15 protein-coding genes are annotated in these 20,963 nt (G+C 44.9%); 8 read left to right on the top strand and 7 right to left on the bottom strand.

Features of this window, described 5'->3' with window-relative positions; all coding sequences use genetic code 11:
* The first annotated feature begins 275 nt into the window (after positions 1-275).
* Entirely contained in the window at positions 276-1,229 is a 954-nt protein-coding gene (gene mnmL, locus AC1DRQ_RS04055) for a tRNA modification radical SAM protein MnmL/YtqA (RefSeq protein ID WP_477422323.1), read from the top strand.
* A 228-nt stretch (positions 1,230-1,457) separates the two neighbouring features.
* Positions 1,458-2,681, top strand: coding sequence for an acyltransferase family protein (locus AC1DRQ_RS04050; RefSeq protein WP_477422312.1), 1,224 nt, complete (start codon positions 1,458-1,460; stop codon positions 2,679-2,681).
* A gap of 840 nt (positions 2,682-3,521) precedes the next feature.
* Here AC1DRQ_RS04050 and AC1DRQ_RS04045 read toward each other — a convergent pair.
* The 6 genes from AC1DRQ_RS04045 to AC1DRQ_RS04020 all read right to left on the bottom strand — a co-directional run bounded on the left by AC1DRQ_RS04045 (position 3,522) and on the right by AC1DRQ_RS04020 (position 7,786).
* Positions 3,522-3,995 (bottom strand): SRPBCC family protein, encoded by a 474-nt coding sequence (locus AC1DRQ_RS04045; protein WP_477422310.1) that lies wholly within the window; start codon positions 3,993-3,995, stop codon positions 3,522-3,524.
* A gap of 48 nt (positions 3,996-4,043) precedes the next feature.
* Positions 4,044-4,880, bottom strand: a complete 837-nt coding sequence (locus AC1DRQ_RS04040; RefSeq protein WP_477422309.1) for a sulfurtransferase — start codon at positions 4,878-4,880, stop codon at positions 4,044-4,046.
* Between the two features lie 58 nt (positions 4,881-4,938).
* A complete protein-coding gene (locus AC1DRQ_RS04035; RefSeq protein ID WP_429401978.1) occupies positions 4,939-5,412 on the bottom strand; it encodes a ribonuclease H-like YkuK family protein in 474 nt (157 codons plus the stop codon).
* Positions 5,413-5,721: 309 nt separating this feature from the next.
* A complete protein-coding gene (locus AC1DRQ_RS04030; RefSeq protein ID WP_477422308.1) occupies positions 5,722-6,456 on the bottom strand; it encodes a lysophospholipid acyltransferase family protein in 735 nt (244 codons plus the stop codon).
* A 41-nt stretch (positions 6,457-6,497) separates the two neighbouring features.
* Positions 6,498-7,058 (bottom strand): NUDIX domain-containing protein, encoded by a 561-nt coding sequence (locus tag AC1DRQ_RS04025; protein ID WP_477422307.1) that lies wholly within the window; start codon positions 7,056-7,058, stop codon positions 6,498-6,500.
* Positions 7,059-7,165: 107 nt separating this feature from the next.
* Positions 7,166-7,786 carry a LysE family transporter gene (locus tag AC1DRQ_RS04020; protein WP_477422306.1) on the bottom strand — a complete coding sequence of 207 codons (621 nt, stop codon included), beginning with the start codon at positions 7,784-7,786 and terminating at the stop codon, positions 7,166-7,168.
* 240 nt (positions 7,787-8,026) lie between these two features.
* Here AC1DRQ_RS04020 and AC1DRQ_RS04015 point away from each other — a divergent pair, with 240 nt between their 5' ends.
* Positions 8,027-8,956 carry a cobalamin-binding protein gene (locus AC1DRQ_RS04015; protein WP_477422305.1) on the top strand — a complete coding sequence of 310 codons (930 nt, stop codon included), beginning with the start codon at positions 8,027-8,029 and terminating at the stop codon, positions 8,954-8,956.
* Between the two features lie 571 nt (positions 8,957-9,527).
* Positions 9,528-12,089 carry a family 20 glycosylhydrolase gene (locus AC1DRQ_RS04010; RefSeq protein ID WP_477422304.1) on the top strand — a complete coding sequence of 854 codons (2,562 nt, stop codon included), beginning with the start codon at positions 9,528-9,530 and terminating at the stop codon, positions 12,087-12,089.
* A 406-nt stretch (positions 12,090-12,495) separates the two neighbouring features.
* On the opposite strand, the gene AC1DRQ_RS04005 is transcribed toward AC1DRQ_RS04010, so the two are convergent.
* Positions 12,496-14,622: a TonB-dependent receptor gene (locus tag AC1DRQ_RS04005; RefSeq protein WP_477422303.1), complete on the bottom strand. Its 2,127-nt coding sequence runs from the start codon at positions 14,620-14,622 to the stop codon at positions 12,496-12,498.
* Positions 14,623-14,760: 138 nt separating this feature from the next.
* Here AC1DRQ_RS04005 and AC1DRQ_RS04000 point away from each other — a divergent pair, with 138 nt between their 5' ends.
* The 4 genes from AC1DRQ_RS04000 (at position 14,761) to AC1DRQ_RS03985 (ending at position 20,939) form a co-directional block, all read left to right on the top strand.
* On the top strand, positions 14,761-18,306 hold the full coding sequence (locus tag AC1DRQ_RS04000; protein ID WP_477422302.1) for a methylmalonyl-CoA mutase family protein: 3,546 nt from the start codon (positions 14,761-14,763) through the stop codon (positions 18,304-18,306).
* 545 nt (positions 18,307-18,851) lie between these two features.
* Positions 18,852-19,424, top strand: coding sequence for a pentapeptide repeat-containing protein (locus tag AC1DRQ_RS03995; RefSeq protein ID WP_477422301.1), 573 nt, complete (start codon positions 18,852-18,854; stop codon positions 19,422-19,424).
* A gap of 46 nt (positions 19,425-19,470) precedes the next feature.
* The gene (locus tag AC1DRQ_RS03990) at positions 19,471-20,178 is read left to right on the top strand and encodes a M23 family metallopeptidase (protein WP_477422300.1); all 708 of its coding nucleotides are present in this window, start codon (positions 19,471-19,473) and stop codon (positions 20,176-20,178) included.
* Entirely contained in the window at positions 20,175-20,939 is a 765-nt protein-coding gene (locus AC1DRQ_RS03985; protein WP_477422299.1) for a DUF4846 domain-containing protein, read from the top strand. The genes AC1DRQ_RS03990 and AC1DRQ_RS03985 overlap by 4 nt, the downstream gene beginning before the upstream one ends.
* The last annotated feature ends 24 nt before the right edge of the window (positions 20,940-20,963 follow it).

Here is a 20,963-nt window from a genome sequence, read left to right as displayed (position 1 = left end):
ACCCGGCTCCAGAGGTATTCGGAAGAATAAATTTCTAAAAAAACTTGTCATTTCGATAAAGCGGAGTTGGCAAGGGCATAGGGGCGAAAGAGAAATCTTCTACATAATGCAAAGCTTTAATTGCAAGTCTCATAAGATTTTTCGCTATCGCTCAAGAGATAGTTTCTCCTCGTACCTTGTTCGAAATGACAGTCCTTTTATTTCTTCCGAACAACTACCCGCACCCGGCTCCACGGAACCCCGAACCTAAAACAAATTCCGTATCTTTGCCGCAAATGCAATTAACAGACTCCATAACACCAACCTGGGAAAAGGGCTATAACAATTATGGACCCTGGCTGCGCGATAAATATAAAGGGCAACGGGTGTTTAAAGTTATTGTTGACGGTGGCTTTACCTGCCCCAACCGCGATGGCTCCAAAGGCTATGGCGGCTGTACATATTGCAATGTTGATTCGTTTACACCATCAGTAAGCCGAAACGCACCTACCGTGCGTGAACAGGTGATACAGGGTATGGAACGCGCCCGCAAAGGCAACAAGGCCGATAAGTTCATTATTTATTTTCAACCTAATACCAATACCTACGCCCCGGCGCATTATTTAAAGATGATGTATGACGAGGCGCTGAGCTATGGCACCGAGGATATTGTGGGCCTGAGCATAGGTACCCGTCCGGATTGTATTGATATGGAAAAGATAGCCCTGCTCGAGAGCTATACCGACCGTTTTGATGTTGACCTGGAAATGGGTATGGAATCGATATATAACGATACCCTGGCGCAGATAAACCGTGGCTGCAACCATGAGGAACTGATAAAAGCCCTTAAACTGGTTGAAAATACCAAGCTTGATATTTGCGTGCATACTATATTTGGTTTCCCCTGGGAAACACATGATATGATGCTAAAATATGCCGACGAGATAAACCGTTTCCCGCAAATTAAGTTCGTTAAATTTCACCACCTGCACATTGTTGAGGGTTCGGTAATGGGTGTAAAATACAAACGCGAGCCTTTTAAGGTTTTCAGCATTGATGAATATGCCGATTTCCTGTGCGAACTGTTACCCCGTGTGCGCCCCGATATTGTGATCCAGCGCCTCTTCGGCCTGAGCGACAGGGAACTGCTGATAGCACCCAACTGGGGCCTCAAAAAATCAGAGATACAATATTATATAGACCAAAGGATACTGAGCCGGGGCGTAGTGCAGGGTAGCAGCCTCACCTAAACGGCGAAGCCCACATGAACGTCGTAAAAATAAATTAAGTGTGAATAATCCTCTCCAAAGGAGAGGACTTTACTATGCAGGTTCAGATTTTTCTTCTTTGATGAGTATTTATTAAGGATGTTCTTACTCCCTCTCCTTTGGAGAGGGCCGGGGTGAGGCTCTTTGGTATCAGTTTTGTAAACCCCTGGTTGAAAAATATTGGTGTAAATAGTTAAATTTATAGCTACTTTGTCACAACGAGCGCAACAAAATTACATTCCTGCCCTAACCGGTGTACGCGCATTGGCCGCTTACCTGGTGTTTATATCGCATTTTGCCTATGTTTTTGATGAAAGTTTTCCTCATATTATGCAACGCTTTTTTGGCGAGTTTCACATAGGGGTAAGCATTTTCTTCGTGCTATCGGGCTTTTTAATCACTTTTAGATATTATAATAATTTTCATGGTTTAAGTAAGGATTGGTTTTTGCAATACCTCAAAAACCGGGTAGCCCGCATTTACCCCATGTACTTTTTACTTACCGTAGCGGCCTTTGTTTATTACTTTATCACGAAGGATCAAACCATTACCAAAGGCTATGCGCACCCGGTTGCCTTAATGCTCATGAACATTACTTTTTTACGCGGTTTCTTTTACCAGTTTTGGGATACCGGCATAGCCCAGGGCTGGTCACTAACGGTAGAGGAATGTTTTTACTTTTCGGCACCCATCATATTTTTAATAGCCAAGCGCTTTAATAAATTTTATATACAGCCGGTTATTATTACCTGTGCGGGCATTTTGCTGTACTTTATATTCAGCCATGTAAACTGGTTTGGCTTTTTTGGCAATTTTACGTTTGTAATGTTGTTTACCTTTTTTGGGCGCTGTTTTGAGTTTTTTGTGGGGATGCAACTTGCCCGTTATGTACTTAAAAAAGGGTTTAAACGTACCAATAAAGTAAATTATACCTATACAGGCTTTGTACTGATATTTGTTTGTGTGTTTGTAATGGCATTGCAGCCTGTGCCCAAAGGCTGGAACGCCGGAGTGGAGAGTCCGGTGGGCCTCATTGTTAATAATTACTTTTTATGCATTGCGGTAGCGCTTTTCTTTTACGGCATACTTACCGAAACCACCTTATTTAAAAAATTCCTGGCATTGCCTTTTATTGAGCTGCTGGGCAAAAGCTCCTACATATTTTACCTGGTACACCTGGGCTGGATATATAACCTGCTGCATGCGCAGTTTGATAGCTTAAATGATCATGTTTTTGAATTGTATGATAAATGGGGAGTAGCGTGGCATTCGCCTTTTGAATACGATAGCCTGAACCTCTTGTATGCTTTTATAATATTAAATATCATCTCTGTAACCCTGTTTAAACTTATTGAGGAACCGGTTAATCATTATATCCGCAAATCGGGGTTTTTGATCAAATATAAACCAACGCATACCAAATCAATTGTTTAAAACAGTTTTAATTAAATAACAATTAAAGCGGAAGGCATAACCTTGTTAATATTAATTAGCTGTTTCATTACTGTAGGCATAGCAATTTCTATGCTGTAAAAAGCGTATAAGCATATCGTATACCCGCTCTTGGCCGCGGGAGGGCCAGTTACTTTTGTCGCCACAAAAGTAACCAAAAAGGCTGTCAGCAGAAATGCTTCTTTGTGCTCTTAGCCCTTACCCTGCAAATCAATCAGAACCACGGGCTGCTAAATTTTGCCCTGCTACGCACGCTCAATTCCATTGCTTCTGCAAAATTACTAATGCCCCCTCCAACCCACACGGCCACCAAGTTCTGCCTGCTTTCGCCCGAAGCTTATCTGCTGACATGGGAGTTGAATAATTAAAAGTAAAATCTTGGCAATCTCTTAATCCTATAAATCCTGGTTCAGACAGTAGCCGCACAAGCCATCATGTTCTGCCTGCTTTCACCCGAAGCTTATCTGCTGACGGGGAAGAAGGTTCTACTAATTCTTTTCAGGGAACGATTTTGATTTGCTTGCATGATATTATCTAAATTCTAAAGTTCAGAAAATTCCATATAGATAAATGCAGCTCGCTTTGGGTGAAAGCAGACAGAACATTGGTGGCCCTTGAGCGTGGTAAAGGGCATAGCTAATATTTGCTGAAGCGGTGGAATTGTGTGAACGCAGTGGGGCAACTTTTTGCAGCCCGTGGTTCTGCCTGATTTGCAGGGCGAAGGCCTTGTGCGGCAAAAAAGCCTAAAAAGAAAAAAGCATTTTTGTTACTTTTGTTGCGACAAAAGTAAAGGGTCCCCGCGGCCATAGCGGTATTGAACTATTATCCTTTATAAACCCCAAACATCCTTTCAATAGCCCTTTCGCGAAAGGCGAATATTTGTTTAACCTTATTGCCAACAAAAACGCTATTGCTTAATCGGCCTATTACACCATAAGGTATGGCATAGTGTAAAATATCGTTCATTATAACACCACCAGCTACCTCCTTAAAATGATGCTGGTGGTGCCATAGCGCGTAGGGTCCGAAGCGTTGCTCGTCAACAAAATATTGTTTTTCTACAACGTGGGTGATCTCGGTCATCCAGTCCATCTTTATACCCAACAGCGGCGCTATTTTGTAGGTAATGATCATGCCCGCGTACACTTTGGTGCTGGTGGTTTGGTCAGACGTTACCACGAAGCTCATGTCGGCCGGCGTAATTTTGGCCAGGTTCAATGGCGACGAGAAAAATTCCCATGCCTCATCTAAAGTAATGGGTATGGCCTGCTCTGTTTTTAATACGTATATTTTCACCAATTGCTGACAAACTGTAAGGACTAATTGTTTTAAGCAGCCAGCAATTTACCGCCTGGTAGTGCCCACAGGCAGGTCACGGCGCGACCACTCGCTCCAGGAGCCAACGTAAAGTTTTGCCCCGCTGATGCCCGCATACTCCATTCCTAAAAGGGTATGGCAAGCTGTAACGCCCGATCCGCAGTGTACAATAACGCCGGTGTGCGCTACCTGATCAATGGCATCGTCATAAAGCTTCCGTAAAGTTTCGGCAGGCAGATATTTGCCATCGGCATCAAGATTATATATATAAGGCAGGTTAAACGCCCCGGGGATATGGCCTGCTATCAGGTCTATTGGTTCTGTTTGGCCCTGGTAACGCGGGGTTTCACGCACATCAATTACAATGCGGTTCGCGTCATGCGCGGCAACTCCGGTCTCTTCAATATCTACTGTGCCTTTAAAGCCATCAGTAACAGGGTATGGGCTAACCGGGGCTGGTGTATAAACATCCGTACTCAATGGGATGCCAGCGTTTATAGCAGCCTGTAAACCACCATTTAATACCTGTACATTGGTATGGCCAATTGCCCGGAGCATCCACCAAAAACGGGCACCGCCAAACGCGCCTGCTTTATCATCATAAATAACAACATGGCTTTGGGGTGTAATGCCTAATTTGCCTAACAAGGCTGCAAAGTCCTCAACATCAGGCAAGGGGTGCCTTCCGCCTATGGATGCATCGGTAACCGAGGCTGCCAGATCTTTATCCAGATCAACAAACGCCGCGTTTTTTAAATGACCGTCAAGATAGCGTTGGTGGGTATTTTGCCCGGCACGGGCGTCGATAAGAATGGTGTTCGCGCCGGACAAAGCCGGATCGTTGATTTCAATTAGTGGCGACATAGCATATTCGATTTATAGAAAAATCAAATATAAATACACCGCGGGTGTTTTACACTTTTTACTGCACTATTTTATTGGCACAGTATGAACTTGCAAAAGCCTCGGGTTTGGCCTTAAATACAAAGCCCATGCTTAAAATATAACCCATAGCCTCATGCAGCGCCTGGTTTGATTTAAACATTGGGTTGGTATTAATATCGGCATGTACCTCCAGCTCCACATCGTACAAATCAAGCAGATCGCAAAGTTTGTAGGCAATATCAATTGATTTTTGAACCTCGCTCAGCATACGCTCCTTAATGCTCATTTTTTGCGATGTACGCTCCTGATGGATGAACATAAAAGCTCCCCGCTGCTCGCGCACGAAAACAATAACGGTAGCAAAATCAGTAACGGTGCCTTTTACTTGTGAGTCGGTGCCTATACATACTTTGAGTTTGTTACCGAGGGCGGCTTCGCGTTCAATTGCCTTTTCAACCTCTTCCATAATGGGTGATTGGATCACCTCTCCACTGAATTTTCTCCAGGTCATAAAAATTGTTTTAAGTAAATTTTAGCTGACCTTTTTTATCGGTCTATAAAAATAAGCGATAAGATTCCATATTAACGTAAACAAGATATGATTTATTTGTTAACATTTAACTGAATATTAACAAGTTGTGGAATTTGTGTGAACCCTGGCTTTATGCCAATAACCTCAATATACACAGAAAATCGTTGTTTAAACAATCTAAAGCATAAATCAATAGAATGATTTACTGTTTGAGGGGACGCAAACAGCAGTAATAAAAAAGTATTCTGAAAATTCTATAATTCCGAAAATTCTGATTCAGACAAAATATCAGGATCCCAACGCTGCCCTGATCCGGTTTTCGGCTTCAAGCACAAGTTCTTCAATCGGGGCATTACCTGGTTCAATGGGGCTAAGTACTTCCCAGGTTATAGGGGTAAAAGTATTTAGCGGATACATGCCATATTGTATCATTTTCCAGGAATCTTTAATGGCGATAGGTACCAGCAGGGCTTCGGGGCACTTTTTTAGTATGGTAGCAATACCACCTACCTGGAAACTTTTCACCTCGCCATTTTTGGAACGTGTGCCCTCAGGAAATATCACTGCCGACCATTGATTCTCTTTCATGCGGTTGGCCAGTTTTATAATTTCGGCAACGGATTGACGCGAGTCTTTACGGTCGATATTGGCGCCGCCGCCATATTTTAAATTATAAGAGATAGAGGGAATGCCTTTGGTCAATTCAACCTTCGAAATAAATTTAGCATGGTATTTACGCAGGTACCAGATGAGCGGCGGTATATCAAACAGGCTTTGATGGTTGGCCAAAAATATAATTGGGCGACCGACTGGCAGGTTTTGCTTATTGATAAAAGTAATCGTATTGCCCAGCAGGTAAGCGGTACTTAGCAAACACAGGTTTAAAACATCAACAGCCCTTTTATGTGCTGCATAGCCAAATAAGCGGAAACATACCCACTGTATAGGGTGAAAAATAAGAAGTGCTAAAAAAAATGCTGCAGTAGCAAGCGGGGACAAAATATAGCCTAAAAACTTTTTCATCGACCACCAAATTTATACTTTTTTAAGTAAACCCATTGTTTTTATAAACGGTTTTCTGACAAAAGCAATTGTACTTTAAGCACAGCTGCTACCGTTATAGAATCGGTGATGCTGCCGTCACAAACCATGCGGTACACTTCAGCAAAAGGTACTTTGTTAACTATTAGCTGCTCAGTATCTTCGGGTTCGGCTTCAAACTGGGCCAGACCGCGGGCCAGGTAAATAATGCTCAGTTCATCGCTTACCGAGTTGCTCAGGTGCATACGCTGTATTTCGGTCCATTGGGTGGCTTTAAGACCGGTTTCTTCCAGCAGCTCACGCTTAGCAGATTCCAGCGGATCGGTACCTTCTGGTGCGCCGCCCTCGGGCATTTCCCAGCTATATTGATTCAACGCAAAACGGTATTGCCCTACCAGGTAGGTGTTCATTTCATCATCAAGCGGTAAAACGCCAATGGCCATGTTTTTAAAATGCACCTTGCCATAAATACCCGGATTACCCGATGGATTGATAACCTGGTACTCGGTAACGTTTATCCAGGGGTTATTATAAATAGTTTTTTCGGAGGTGATTGTCCAGGGATTTTCTTCGGGGTGATGCATGGCGTTAAAAATAGTAAAAGCCCCTCTAAATCTCCCCTAAAGGGGAGACTTTTATATAAATAGCAAGCTATTTCAGAAAGCTCCCCCTTTAGGAGGCTGGGAGGCTCTTATTTAAAAAACGACAAATAAATCTGTTTCACCACATGGTACGCCGCGAATGAGAAAAACAGTATGGCAATACCGGTATTGATGAACCGTGTGCTCAGGGCAAACTTTTCTTGAATATACTTAGCGAATTTGGCATAAAGGAACAGGCACAGGAAAGCCCCCGCTGCAGAGCCGATACTGAATATCACCAGGGCAATCCTTCCGTCCAGTATCCATTCATGGGTGATGAGGTAAGTACCTGTTACCATCCAAAAGGGTACCTGCATAGGGTTTAAAAAACCAAGCAGTATACCGTATTTGATGCTGGCATGTTCAGAATAATGTGTTTCGGGTGGTTTTTTACGGTGTATCCAGGTAATAGTACCCAAAACACCAAACAGGATCACCATGATCCAGTCAATAATAACGGTCAGCCTTAACTCGCCGGATAACCACCTGGCGGCGTGCATAATAAAGTAGGTGAAAAAAAATTCAACGCATGAAAAAGCTATAATAAAACGTAAAGCTTCTTTTAAGCCACGGTTTATGGTGATCTGTATTAAAGTAAGATTAATATTTCCGGGTGGTATATAACCAATAAAATTTGCAATAAGCCCGATAAAAAAGGTTAGGAAAATCATCGGCGCAAAGATAAGTTGTAAATGTGCAAATTTCAAATGTGCAGATGATGGATGTGCAAATGTGCAGATATGTAGATGTGCAGATGGTGGATGTGAAGATTACAGATGTGCACATCAAAAAATCATCCGCACATCTACATATCTGCACATCTGGTTTAAATCTGCACATCAAGACAATCATTTGCACATCAAATAAATCATCTGCACATTTGCACATCTGAAATCTTCACATTGATTAACATGCCAACTGATAAAATAGTTTCCTTACTGCCATCCGCTACCGAAATAGTTTGTGCCCTGGGTCTTGAAGATAACCTGGTAGGCCGCTCACATGAGTGTGATTACCCCGCATCGGTAAAACAATTGCCGGTATGTACCGAAGCTAATTTTCCCGATAACCTGGGCAGTGCCGAAATTGATGTGCGGGTAAAAGAGATCCTGGCCGATGCCCTATCAGTGTATACGGTAAAGCGCGAACAGATAAAACAGCTTGCGCCCGATGTAGTGATCACCCAGGACCAGTGCGAGGTTTGCGCTGTTTCATTAGCCGATGTGGAATTGGCATTGGATGATTATCTGGATAAAAAGGCACGTATCGTTTCCTTACAGCCCAATAGCCTGGAAGATATTTTTGCTGATATCACCACTATTGCCACAGCGCTCAACGTGCCCGAAGCCGGTGCCGATCTGCTGGAACGCCTCATAGAACGGGTTGATATCATTAAACATAAATTAAAATTCAGCGAAAGCAGGCCAACCGTTGCCTGTATTGAATGGCTCGACCCGATGATGGTATCCGGTAACTGGGTTCCGGGACTGGTGAACATTGCGGGTGGTACACCTATATTAGTTGCGCAGGATGGCAAACATTCCCCTTATGTGCAATGGGAAGATATTCGCACACAAGACCCCGAGTTTATAGTAGTAATGCCCTGCGGTTTTTCCATAGAGCGCACCATGAAAGAAATTAACCTGCTGCTGGAGCTCCCCGGCTTTGCCGATATGAAGGCGGTAAAGAACAACCAGCTTTTTATAGTTGATGGCAACCAATATTTTAATCGCCCCGGTCCGCGTATCGTTGATTCTATCGAGATACTGGCCGAGATCATCCGCCCCAAACAATTCGCATTTGGTTATGAGGGTGAGGGATGGATCAGGTTTGGGGTGTAGAGCGGAGACGACTCACCCCGACATCGCTACGCTTGTCGCCCCTCTCTTCAGCTTCGCTGGAAAGAGGGTTAGGGAAACTTATGCACGCGTCATTGCTGTAAGGCACGAAGCAATTAGCCCCACCCAACCCTCCCCGGAAGGGAGGGCTTAAAAAACAAAAGTCTCAGGGGGCTTCCTCGCAATGACGCCTTTTTTACGCCCTCTTTCCGCCGAAGGCGAAGAGAGGGATGGCGAGCGCAGCGATGCCAGGGTGAGTCTACCCACTATAGGTGTTGGGAAGAAATAAAAAGAAAGCTTGGGCCTAGTGCGATTCCTTCCTTGGGGAAGGGGGAGGTAGGGGTTTATTGAACATTACAGGTTTAATCGCACGTATAAACCCCTCCCTGCCATTTCACAATCCACGGCACCCCTCCCAAGGGAGGGAATATATACTGCAATTACAATCTTCCGAACACCTATGGTCTACCCACTGACTAGTTCCCACTTATTAAAATTATTTAAAAAGTATAGTTGAAATTTTGAAAGGTTATTTATATTTACCTTTCAATTCATTATCAATCAATACTAAACTATGCGCAAAATTTTTACAACGATGCTGATCGCGGCATTTTTTATGAGCACTGCTTTTACAAATACTGATGAAATAAAGTTTAAAGTGGCCGATCTGCGTATGACCTGGCAGGTGGTTGATAATAATTATCAAAACAAAAACCGGGCGCTAACTGCGTTGGTGATCACCAATAGCGGGCATGATGTATTGCCTGCCGGCGGGTGGAAATTCTATTTCAATTCGGGCCGGGGTTTTACCGAAAACGCGGTGAGTGGCAATGCAAAAATAAACCAGGTAAACGGCGATCTGTACAGCATCACCCCAACCGATGGTTTTAAGGAACTGAAACCCGGTGCATCTACACGCATTGAATATATTAATGACGACCCGGTAGTAAATGCTACTGATGCCCCCGAAGGCATCTACATGGTTTGGGATGCGCAGCCCGACAAAGGATATTCCATAACATCATTCAACATTGAATCCTATAAACCCACTTACCAGGGCCTGGTAACCCCTGAAATTGTTTTTGACAGGAATAAAACTACTGTCGATATACCTGCCGATCAGTTATCCAAAGTTTTCCCTACACCATTGAGTTACAGCGAAACAAGCGGCAGCTTCAGTATAGATGATAAAACCGGTATTGTTGCTGATAATGATTTTACAAAAGAAGCCGGCTATATTAAAAAAGATCTTGCCGGCTTGTTGGGTAAACAGCTGGTAAATACGGCTAAACCAACCGGTGCAGTTATAAATTTAACTAAAGTGAGCAGCATTGCCCCTGAAGGATATGAGTTAAAAGTAACGCCAAAAAGCATTACTATTAATGCCTCAACCGCTACAGGTGCTTTTTATGGTATCCAATCATTAAAAACATTGATACCAGGCTCCGCACTCGCTAAAACACAAAAATCCATTCAAATACCTTGTGTTGATGTTAAGGACGAACCCCGCTTTGGCTACCGTGCTGTAATGCTTGATGTTGCCCGTAATTTTCAACCTAAAAAGCAGGTATTGAAACTCATTGAGGCCATGAGCATATATAAACTGAATGCCCTGCACCTGCACTTAACCGATGATGAGGGTTGGCGTTTAGAACTGCCGTCATTACCTGAACTCACTTCGGTTGGCGCCAAACGCGGCCATACGCTGGATAGCAAACACTTTTTACCGGCGTCACACGGCTCTGGTCCGGATGTGAATAATACAGTTGGAACCGGGTTTTATACCCGTGCCGATTATATTGAAATTTTAAGATATGCTACCGACCGCCATATTACTGTGATCCCCGAAATTGAAACGCCGGGACATGCCAGGGCACCCATCAAAGCGATGGACGCTCGGTATGAGCGCCTGATGGCCGAAGGTAAAAAGGCCGAAGCTGAAAAATATCTGCTGCGCGATCTGAATGATAAATCGGAATACCGCTCGGTGCAATACTGGAACGATAACGTGATCGATGTATCACTGCCATCAACCTATAATTTTGTAGAAACCGTGGTGAGCGATGTTGCCGGTATTTACAAAGAAGCCGGTGCGCCATTGCCAACCATCCACTTTGGCGGCGATGAAGTACCTCCGCATGTTTGGGAAAAATCACCGGCATATCTGGCTTTAAAAGCAAGTCACCCCGAAATACAAGACACCAACGACCTGTGGTATTATTTTTATGGCAGGGTGAATCAGATCTTAAAAGTCAAAGGCATCCGCCTTTCGGGGTGGGAAGAAATGGCCCTGCGCAAAACCACCCTTGACGGTAAACCGGCATACGTACCCAATCCTGATTTTACGAATGAACATTTACAGGCCGATGTTTGGAACAATGTTTTAGGTGGCGGACAGGAAGACCTGGCTTATCGTTTAGCTAATGCCGGTTACAAGGTAGTGCTTACCTGCGTCACCAATTTGTATTTTGATATGGCCAATTATAAGGCCTTTGATGAGCCGGGCTATTACTGGGGCGCTTTTTTGGGTATCGATAAATTTTACTCATTTATCCCTTATGATTATTTTAAAAATGCCGATGTTGATAAGAATGGCAATCCCATTAACCCATCATTATTTATAGGCAAACAACGCCTAACCGATTATGGCAAAAGCAATATAGTAGGCCTGCAGGGCGCGCTCTGGGCCGAAACAGTAAAAAGCACCGAACGCATGGATTACATGATATTTCCGCGTTTGCTTGCTTTGGCCGAGCGCGCCTGGGCAAAGGATCCGCAATGGGCTACTGAGCCTGACCGGGTTAAAGCACAACAGGAATACCAGCAGGCATGGTCGGGTTTCCTGAATGTGTTGGGTAAACGCGAGCTGCCCCGCTTAAGTTACTATGAGGGCGGCTTTAATTACCGTATCCCAAAACCAGGTATCAGCCTGCAGGATGGCAAATACCTGAGCAATGTGGAGTTCCCGGGTTTAACCATCCGCTACACCACCAACGGTAAAGACCCTGACGAAAAAAGCAAGCTATATACAAGCCCGGTAAATTATAATGGCGGCGTGATCAAATTTCGCGCCTTTGACACCAAGGGCCGCGGCGGCAACATAGCCGAAGGTGGAAGCAACAGTTTGAATCCCTGATCTGTTGCCGGAGGTGTGGTTCGGGTAGCTTAAAATCTAAAATACATGCAGTCGCTCGGCTCCTGCCGAGTGACTATTATTTCCCGGCGTCCCGCCGCCGTATCATGATCATTAATTAACTCGCAGGCCAGAGGCCTGGTAATGGTCGTCACTCGGCAGGAGCCGAGCGACTGCGGAATCTTTTTCTTTTTTATTCTCGCTTCAAATTCCCTCCCCACGGGAGGGGTGTGGTTGGCTTGTGCAGTAGCAGGGAGGGGTTTCTGTGCTCAATTAAACCTGCAATGTTCAATAAACCACTACCCTCCTTCCCCAAGAAGGAATCGCACAAGCCCGTACTTTTATTACCAGTAGCACACAAAAAATCCTAACAATCCCTTAATCCTAAAAATCCCGGTTCAGACAAAATCTAAAAAACAACCCCCATCCCTACGGTATAATTCCGCAGCGGCGATGGATTATAATAGCGGTTGCCAACGGCGTTAAGGTCATTACCCAGGCTGTATTTTTCGTTCAGGATATTATCAGCCCCAGCATAAATTTCCAGGTGCGTTTTACGGCCGATGGTTGGCTGCCAGCTTACTTTGGCCTGTAACAGGTTGTAATGCCCGGCATAAACGGTATTGCCATCATTAAGCGGGATCCTGGAAGTATAGTTATGCTGCGCGAACAACGAAATATCCTGCGGAAATTTCACCTGCAGACTGCTTATAAAAACCTGCTGCGGAACGCCCGTAAGATCATTGCCCGAGTAACTGGTAGTAGCATTGGCATAATCCCTGAACTTAAATTTACTAAACGTGAATGATTCATTAAACTGTAACCCACGTATAAAATGGGTACTGTTTTGGCGGATGAGCCAGTCGGTAAATGACAGTTCAACACCCGGTTGGTTTGTTCCGCCGGCATTAATGTAATGCTCGGTTTCATCGGCATTTACACGGCGCACAATAGCATTGCTAATGCGGTAGTAAAAGGCAGATACATCCAGGAACATGGTTTCGTCCTGGTTGCGCAGGCGAAAACCGGTTTCATAGTTCCATCCGTATTGTGCTTGCAGGGCTGTGTTCACCATATTATCAGTTGGTCTCACTTCGGCAGTAGTTGGGGTAGAGTAACCCCGGCTTACCGATGCCCGCCAAATAAAATCGTTGGTTACCTGGTAGCTCAGGGCCAGCCTCGGCATCAGCTGCGGGGTAAAGTTGCGGTTGGTAAACCCGGTTTGGTTAAGCGGATAAATGTTTTTAAAATCGTACTCGTACCAGTTAAGGCTCAGGGCGGCTTCCAGGTGCAGGCGCTTAAACATATCGGCTGAGTAACGGGCAAATATAAAATGCTGATTGCTGTGTATATCATCACTGGTTTGGGTGGTGTCCTTTACCCCCCTGTTATTGCCGTAATTGCTGATGCGTGAGTTGGTTTGCTGCCACTCCATCCCCAGGTTAACCTTCCAGTTGATGTTTTCATGAGGCAGTCCGGCCAGTTCAAAATAAGTTCTAAAACCGTAGGTGTTTTCGCTGCGCTGTTCAAAATTAGTAATGAACGGATTGGCAAAATCAACATGGTTGCCAAAAACAGCCAGTACGTTACGGATACGGTCGCTGAAATGGTATTCATTAACCAGGCCGCCTAAATACATGGTAGTGGTGATACCAATATGCTGTTGAATAGCTCCCGGAACAACAGGCGTAGGCTGCCTGGCCTGCCGCGGATTGGCAGCTAACTGGGCAAGGTTTAACCCGCCTGGAGTTTCATAAGCCAGATCAGAATACAAGCCCAGGAAACGCAGTTCGTTTTTGCCGCTATAGTTCCATTTATCAGCAACTTGCACATAGTTGCGGCTCATGTTGCTGTTTTGACGATAACCCTGATAAGCCTGGTAACTTTGGTTTATGCTCAGCAGATTTTTGCCGAACTGCTGTTGTATGTTTACCTTTTCATGAAAAAGACCGTACGAACCGGTGTTGATGCCAATTGACCTGTAACTGCTATCGGTATATTTGTTTGTGGGACTTAACAACATAACGCCGCCCGAGTTGGCGCCAAACAAACTGCCATCAGGGCCCTTTAAAATTTCAATACCGGGAACGCTGGCAATATCAATGGCATTTAAATAAGTATTGCCGCCGGCATCGGTAAGCGGGATCTCATCAAAATAGATCTTTACATCGCGCACCCCAAAAGGCGAACGCAGTAAACTACCCCTGATAGATAATCTGTAGCTCCCCGGCGAACGCTCCTCGGCCCTTACGCCCGGGACGGTATTCAGCGCGCTGACAAAGGAATTATCGGGCTGTAACTTTAGCTGCGCCGCACCTAATACGCTTACTGAAGCCGGTACACTTAAAACAGGTTCTTCGCTCAAATAACCTTTAACGGTAACAGTTTGCAAGTGCGTTACTGTATCTTTTTTTTCAGTTGGTCTTTTGATTTGGGCACCGGCGCTTATTGCGGCAGCAAAAATGAAAAATATGGTAGTATAAGTTTTTAGCATGGGCTGATTGGCAGAAAGCCAAAAGTATGTGTTTTGGCCCATAAAACTATATTGCAGGGTGTAAACAAATTGTGACTCGCCAGGGTCATCATTTTTTTCCGCCTGATCCTTATTTATTATGCATGCATAACATCTACCTCAAAACAATTACTAAATTTGTGTTGACCAATTATTGCCCGCATGGAAAGCATTGCCCCATATAAATCCCAATACAAGATCCGTTTTGTAACAGCCGCTTCATTGTTTGATGGGCACGATGCTACCATCAACATTATGCGCCGCATATTGCAAAGCAGCGGAGCCGAGGTGATACATTTGGGCCATAACCGCTCTGTTGATGAAGTGGTTAACTGCGCCATACAAGAGGATGTTCAGGGTATTGCCCTCACCAGCTACCAGGGCGGTCACCTCGAATACTTTAAATACATGCATGATCTGTTGGTCGAGCGCGGCGCAGGTCACATCAAGATATTTGGCGGCGGCGGCGGCGTGTTCCTCCCCCACGAAATTGAGGAGCTGCAGGCCTACGGCATCACCCGCATCTACTCGCCCGACGATGGCCGCACCATGGGTCTTCAGGGTATGATCAACGATATGCTGCAGCAGTGCGACTACCCCACCGTTACCAAACTCAACGGCGAGCTTAAACACCTGCCCGAAAAGGATGCAGGTGCTATTGCCCGGCTGATCACGATGGCGGAGAATAGCCTCACCCCAGCCCTCTCTAAAGAAGCGGACTTCATCATGTATGGTCACCCCCTCTCCTTTGGAGAGGATTTAGGTGAGGCCGTAGTTCTCGGCATTACCGGCACCGGAGGCTCGGGCAAGTCGTCACTGGTTGATGAAATTGTACGCCGTTTCCTGATGGCGACCGACAAAACGCTGGCTATTATCTCTGTCGATCCATCCAAACGTAAAACCGGCGGTGCCCTTTTAGGCGATAGGATAAGGATGAATGCCATTAACAACCCACGGGTATATATGCGCTCGCTGGCTACACGGCAGGCCAACCTGGCGCTATCCAAACATGTGCAGGAAAGTATCGACATCTGTAAAGCTGCCGGGTATGATCTTATCATTGTGGAAACATCGGGCATTGGCCAGTCAGACACCATGATCACCGACTATTGCGATGTTTCCCTCTATGTGATGACCCCGGAATTTGGCGCGGCCACCCAGCTCGAAAAGATAGACATGCTTGATTTTGCCGACCTGGTGGCCCTCAACAAATATGATAAACGTGGCGCCCTTGATGCCATCCGCGATGTGCGCAAACAATATAAACGCAACCACCAGCTTTTTACCGCCAAGGATGATGAACTGCCCGTATTTGGCACCATGGCCTCGCAATTTAATGATCCGGGCATGAACACCCTGTTCACCGCCATCATGAAAACCATCCAGACCAAAACCAGTGTGGATCTATTAGAGCGTGGTTCGGGGAGTGGGGAGCGTGTAGCTGGAATAGAACCGGGTGAGGAATCTGAAAAGATCTACATCATTCCACCCGACCGTAATCGCTACCTGGCCGAAATTGCAGAAAACAGTAAGGCCTACGATGATTGGGTAAACGAGCAATGCAAAATTGCCCAACAGTTATTTCAGGTAAAGGGAGTGATGGAGCTTTTAGCCCCACCCAAACCCTCCCCGGGAGGGAGGGCTTTTGAAAAACAGAGCGGACAAAAAGTCTCCCCTACCGGGGGAGATTTAGAGGGGGCTTTTTCACGCCTCGAATCCCAACTTCATCCCGAATGCAAACGCCTGCTCAAAGAATGGCCCGAAACAGTTAAGAAATACAAAGCTGAAAACTTTATTTATAAAGTACGTGATAAGGAGATCAAACTGCCGTTGTATTATACTTCGCTATCGCAATTGCAGATCCCTAAAATAGCGCTGCCACGATATGAGGCCTGGGGCGATGTGCTGCGCTGGCTGCTTACCGAGAATGTACCTGGCGAGTTCCCTTATGCCGCCGGTGTGTTCCCGTTAAAGCGTGAGGGCGAAGACCCTACCCGCATGTTTGCCGGCGAGGGCGGGCCCGAACGCACCAACAAACGATTTCATTATGTATCGCTGGGTCAGCCGGCGCACCGGTTATCGACCGCCTTTGATTCGGTTACCCTGTATGGTGAGGACCCGCATATCCGCCCTGATATTTATGGTAAAATAGGCAACTCGGGCGTAAGCATAGCCACACTTGATGATGCCAAAAAGCTATACTCAGGCTTCGATCTGTGCTCCGCATCCACCTCCGTATCCATGACCATCAAMGGTCCTGCTCCTATGCTGCTTGGCTTTTTCATGAACGCCGCAATTGATCAGCAATGCGAAAAATACATCACCGAGCATAAGTTGGAACATTTAGTGGAGGCGAAGTTTAAGGAATTGTATGATGGTAAGGGATTGGATAGACCTGCTTACAGAAGCCTCACCCCGGCCCTCTCCTTTGGAGAGGGAGTTAAAAATATGCGAGGCAAAGTCCTCTCCTTTGGAGAGGATTTAGGTGAGGCTTCTTTACCCGCCGGTAACAATGGCCTCGGCCTCATGCTCCTTGGCCTTACCGGCGATCAGGTACTCCCTGCCGATGTTTATGAAAAGATAAAGGCCTACGCCATATCCACCGTTCGCGGTACGGTACAGGCCGATATTTTAAAGGAGGACCAGGCGCAGAATACCTGTATTTTTTCGACCGAGTTTGCGCTGCGCATGATGGGCGATATGCAGCAGTATTTTATCCAGGAGAAAGTACGTAACTTTTATTCCGTATCCATATCCGGCTATCACATTGCCGAGGCCGGTGCCAATCCTATTACACAGCTTGCCTTTACGTTATCGAACGGGTTTACTTATGTGGAGTATTACCTGAGCCGGGGTATGCATATTGATGATTTCGCGCCCAACCTGTCATTCTTTTTCAGTAACGGTATTGATCCCGAATATTCGGTGATCGGTCGCGTGGCCCGTCGTATTTGGGCCAAGGCCATCAAAAATAAATACAAGGGGAATGATCGTTCGCAAAAGCTCAAGTATCACATCCAAACCAGCGGACGGTCACTACACGCGCAGGAGATCGATTTTAATGATATCCGCACCACATTGCAGGCGCTTTATGCCATTTATGATAACTGTAATTCACTCCATACTAATGCTTATGATGAGGCTATTACCACTCCTACCGAAGAATCTGTTCGCAGGGCGATGGCTATACAGCTTATCATTAACCGTGAACTTGGTCTCGCTAAAAACGAAAACCCCATACAGGGCGCTTTCATTATTGAGGAGCTAACTGACCTGGTAGAGCAAGCCGTACTTACTGAATTTAAAGCACTGAACGAGCGCGGCGGCGTACTGGGGGCGATGGAAACCATGTACCAGCGCGGCAAGATCCAGGAGGAATCACTGTACTATGAAACCCTGAAACATTCAGGCGAATACCCCATCATCGGCGTTAATACTTTTTTGAATAAAAAGGGCTCACCTACCATTATACCATCCGAGGTGATCCGCGCTACTGAGGAAGAGAAGCAATATCAGATCGAGACTTTGCACGCCTTTCAGCAACGCAACCAGGAGCATATACCCCAATTAATTAAAAACCTGCAACACGCAGCTATAGCTGGCCACAATATTTTTGAAAGCCTGATGGAAGCCTGTAAATATTGTTCCTTAGGGCAGATCAGCCATGCGCTGTATGAGGTTGGCGGGCAGTACAGGAGGAATATGTAAGCCCCCGGCCCCCTGAAGGGGGAGTTATTAAGCAAAGTAAAATATAACTACACTGCGCTCGTCTGTGACCTAACATGTACCAATGCAAGTAGTTGTAGATGTTAAATATTTCCTATATGCATCAATTTGGCTAAAGCCAAACTTGTTGATTTTTATCCGTTGGCTAAAGCCAACGGCAATGATAAATACAGTGAATAACAACATGGTTGAAAAAATTCATTGCCGTCTCATTTATGGAACGGTTTAAGAAATTGTTACCTGGCCTTAGCCAAATAAACCCTGTCTGTCCATCCTGCGCTCGTCTGTGACCACAGGTGTTGGGAAGACGAAAATTCCAAAAAAATTGTCATTTCGATAGAGCCCGGGCGGCAAGAGCAAGAGGGCGAAAGAGAAATCTTCTACGCAATGCAAAGCTTTAATTGCAGATTGTATAAGATTTCTCCTCGTTCCTCGTCGAAATGACAACGTTTTTATTTCTTCCCAACACCAGTGGTTTTAAACGAGCGCAAGGTTAAAATATAGCGCAGGAAACATAAATTTGCCACATGCAACCTCAACATCAGGAAGACCAAACTTTTACCAAACTAACTGCCGACCAAATAACCGGGCATAGTCGTACTTATGAAAACTGCAAATTCATCAACTGTGATATTGCCTATGCAAACCTTTATAGCGTTGTGTTTATTGATTGCGTGTTTGAGGGTTGCAACCTGTCATTAGCCGATGTAAGTAGCGCTGGTTTTCAAAATATCACCTTTAAACATTGTAAACTAAGCGGAGTAAATTTTAGTAAGGCCCTTGACTTTTTGTTCGAAGTGCATTTTGAAAGTTGCATCCTGGATAACGTCGTCTTCTATAAAAAGAAGAATAAAAAAGCAAAGTTCAGTGATTGCTCTATGGTGGAAACAGATTTGACCGAGTGCGATTTGACCGATGCTAAATTCATCAATTGCAACCTGAACCGGGCATTTTTTAGTCGCACCATATTAAAAGGCGCCGATTTGCGGAGCTCCTATAATTTCACTATTGATCCTGATGGGAATACTATAAAAAAGGCCATGTTCTCGCTGCACGGCTTGCCGGGATTGCTGAGTAAATACGATATCAGGATTGAATAATATTGTAACTATTATTTAGTTATATTTATTCTTCACAATAAACCTTATGCGAAAATTACTATTGCTTGTTGGATTGGTGTTTTTTATACTTAGCGCATCTGCACAGGATTATAAAACAGTTTGCAATAAAATTAATGACCTCAATACAGCCATCCTTAACGGATCTGTCAAACGATCTGACGCTGCTAAACAATTTAAGGCACTTATCAATCAGCTAAGACAAAACAGACATGTACCTGAAGCATTAGACGAGTGGGTGTTTCCGCTTCGTGGATATAACTATCATGCCATTGGGGGGAACGGCAGTGGTTATTCTGACAAAGGGTATCATTACCTTGATGGAAATAAACATGCAGCACATCCTGCCCATGACATATTTATTAACGATAAAAATCAGGATTGCATAGACGACCATACTCATAAAACTGTTGATGTTTTAGCTGTTGATTATGGCATAATAATAGCCTGCAGTAATTTGTGGGAGTCCAATAGTAGTTTACGCGGCGGAAAATATATCTGGATCTATGATGATTATGGTAACATCATTTATTATGCYCATAATCAGGCTATATTTGTTAAACCCGGTGATGAAGTAAAAGCCGGTCAAAAAATTGCTGAAGTAGGCCGTACCGGCTATAATGCTTTTAAAAAACGGTCGCCAACGCATTTACATTTTTCGGCATTCCATTTGGTTAATGATCTGCCGGTTCCTTATAACCCTTACTCCCCATTAAAAAAGGCTAAAACGTTATGAAAAGCTTTTTGCTGCTGATAGGAATGTTATGCTGGATCAATCCGGGTAAAACAGACAATGTATTGAGCCGGTTTAAAATCCCTGCTGGCTATCAGCGTAGCACGACCACGGTAGGAGGTTTTGGTACATGGCTTCGGGCTTTGCCACTTAAACCTGTGGGTACACCAGCCAAAACTTACAAAGGCGACATTGCCCGTACCGAACTGTACACAGCGGCTATTGTTGATATGAGCATTGGCAACCAGGATCTGCAGCAATGTGCCGATGCCGTAATGCGCCTGCGTGGTGAATACCTGTACCAGCAAAAAAACTATAAAGCTATATCCTTCAACTTCACCAGCGGTTTCCGTTGCGATTTTGTGCATTATGCCAATGGTTACCGCTACAAGAACGACAACTGGGTTTTAAAAGCAAAAAAAGATTACAGCTATCCCAGTTTTATGCGTTATATGAGCCTGGTGTTTAGCTATGCGGGTACATTATCGCTGCAAAAAGAATTAAAAAGCGTTCAAAACAGCAGTACCCTTAAAACCGGAGATATTTTTATACGGGGTGGCTCACCAGGACATTGCTTTATAGTGATGGATGTGATTGAAAACGCGCAGCATCATAAAAAGTTTCTGCTGGCGCAAAGCTTTATGCCGGCGCAAAACATCCAGATACTGCAATATGATAGTGATCCCTGGTTTAGTATGGATAAACGTAGCGATATTTTGTACGGCGAATTGATCAGCAAGAATTATTTAAAGCGGTTTGAGTAATAACCGCTATGGCTTTATACCGAA

The sequence above is a fragment of the Mucilaginibacter sp. P4_E8 genome (assembly GCF_056401495.1).
The sequence above is the reverse complement of the archived record's forward strand: the minus strand, read 5'-3'. Positions and strand labels throughout refer to the sequence as shown.

Coding starts and splice junctions, on each gene's coding strand:
- mnmL (WP_477422323.1), top strand. CDS start 276: ATGCAATTAACAGACTCCATAACACCAACCTGGGAAAAGGGCTATAAC.
- AC1DRQ_RS04040 (WP_477422309.1), bottom strand. CDS start 4,880: ATGTCGCCACTAATTGAAATCAACGATCCGGCTTTGTCCGGCGCGAAC.
- AC1DRQ_RS04035 (WP_429401978.1), bottom strand. CDS start 5,412: ATGACCTGGAGAAAATTCAGTGGAGAGGTGATCCAATCACCCATTATG.
- AC1DRQ_RS04030 (WP_477422308.1), bottom strand. CDS start 6,456: ATGAAAAAGTTTTTAGGCTATATTTTGTCCCCGCTTGCTACTGCAGCA.
- AC1DRQ_RS04025 (WP_477422307.1), bottom strand. CDS start 7,058: ATGCATCACCCCGAAGAAAATCCCTGGACAATCACCTCCGAAAAAACT.
- AC1DRQ_RS04020 (WP_477422306.1), bottom strand. CDS start 7,786: ATGATTTTCCTAACCTTTTTTATCGGGCTTATTGCAAATTTTATTGGT.
- AC1DRQ_RS04015 (WP_477422305.1), top strand. CDS start 8,027: ATGCCAACTGATAAAATAGTTTCCTTACTGCCATCCGCTACCGAAATA.
- AC1DRQ_RS04010 (WP_477422304.1), top strand. CDS start 9,528: ATGCGCAAAATTTTTACAACGATGCTGATCGCGGCATTTTTTATGAGC.
- AC1DRQ_RS04005 (WP_477422303.1), bottom strand. CDS start 14,622: ATGGGCCAAAACACATACTTTTGGCTTTCTGCCAATCAGCCCATGCTA.
- AC1DRQ_RS03995 (WP_477422301.1), top strand. CDS start 18,852: ATGCAACCTCAACATCAGGAAGACCAAACTTTTACCAAACTAACTGCC.
- AC1DRQ_RS03985 (WP_477422299.1), top strand. CDS start 20,175: ATGAAAAGCTTTTTGCTGCTGATAGGAATGTTATGCTGGATCAATCCG.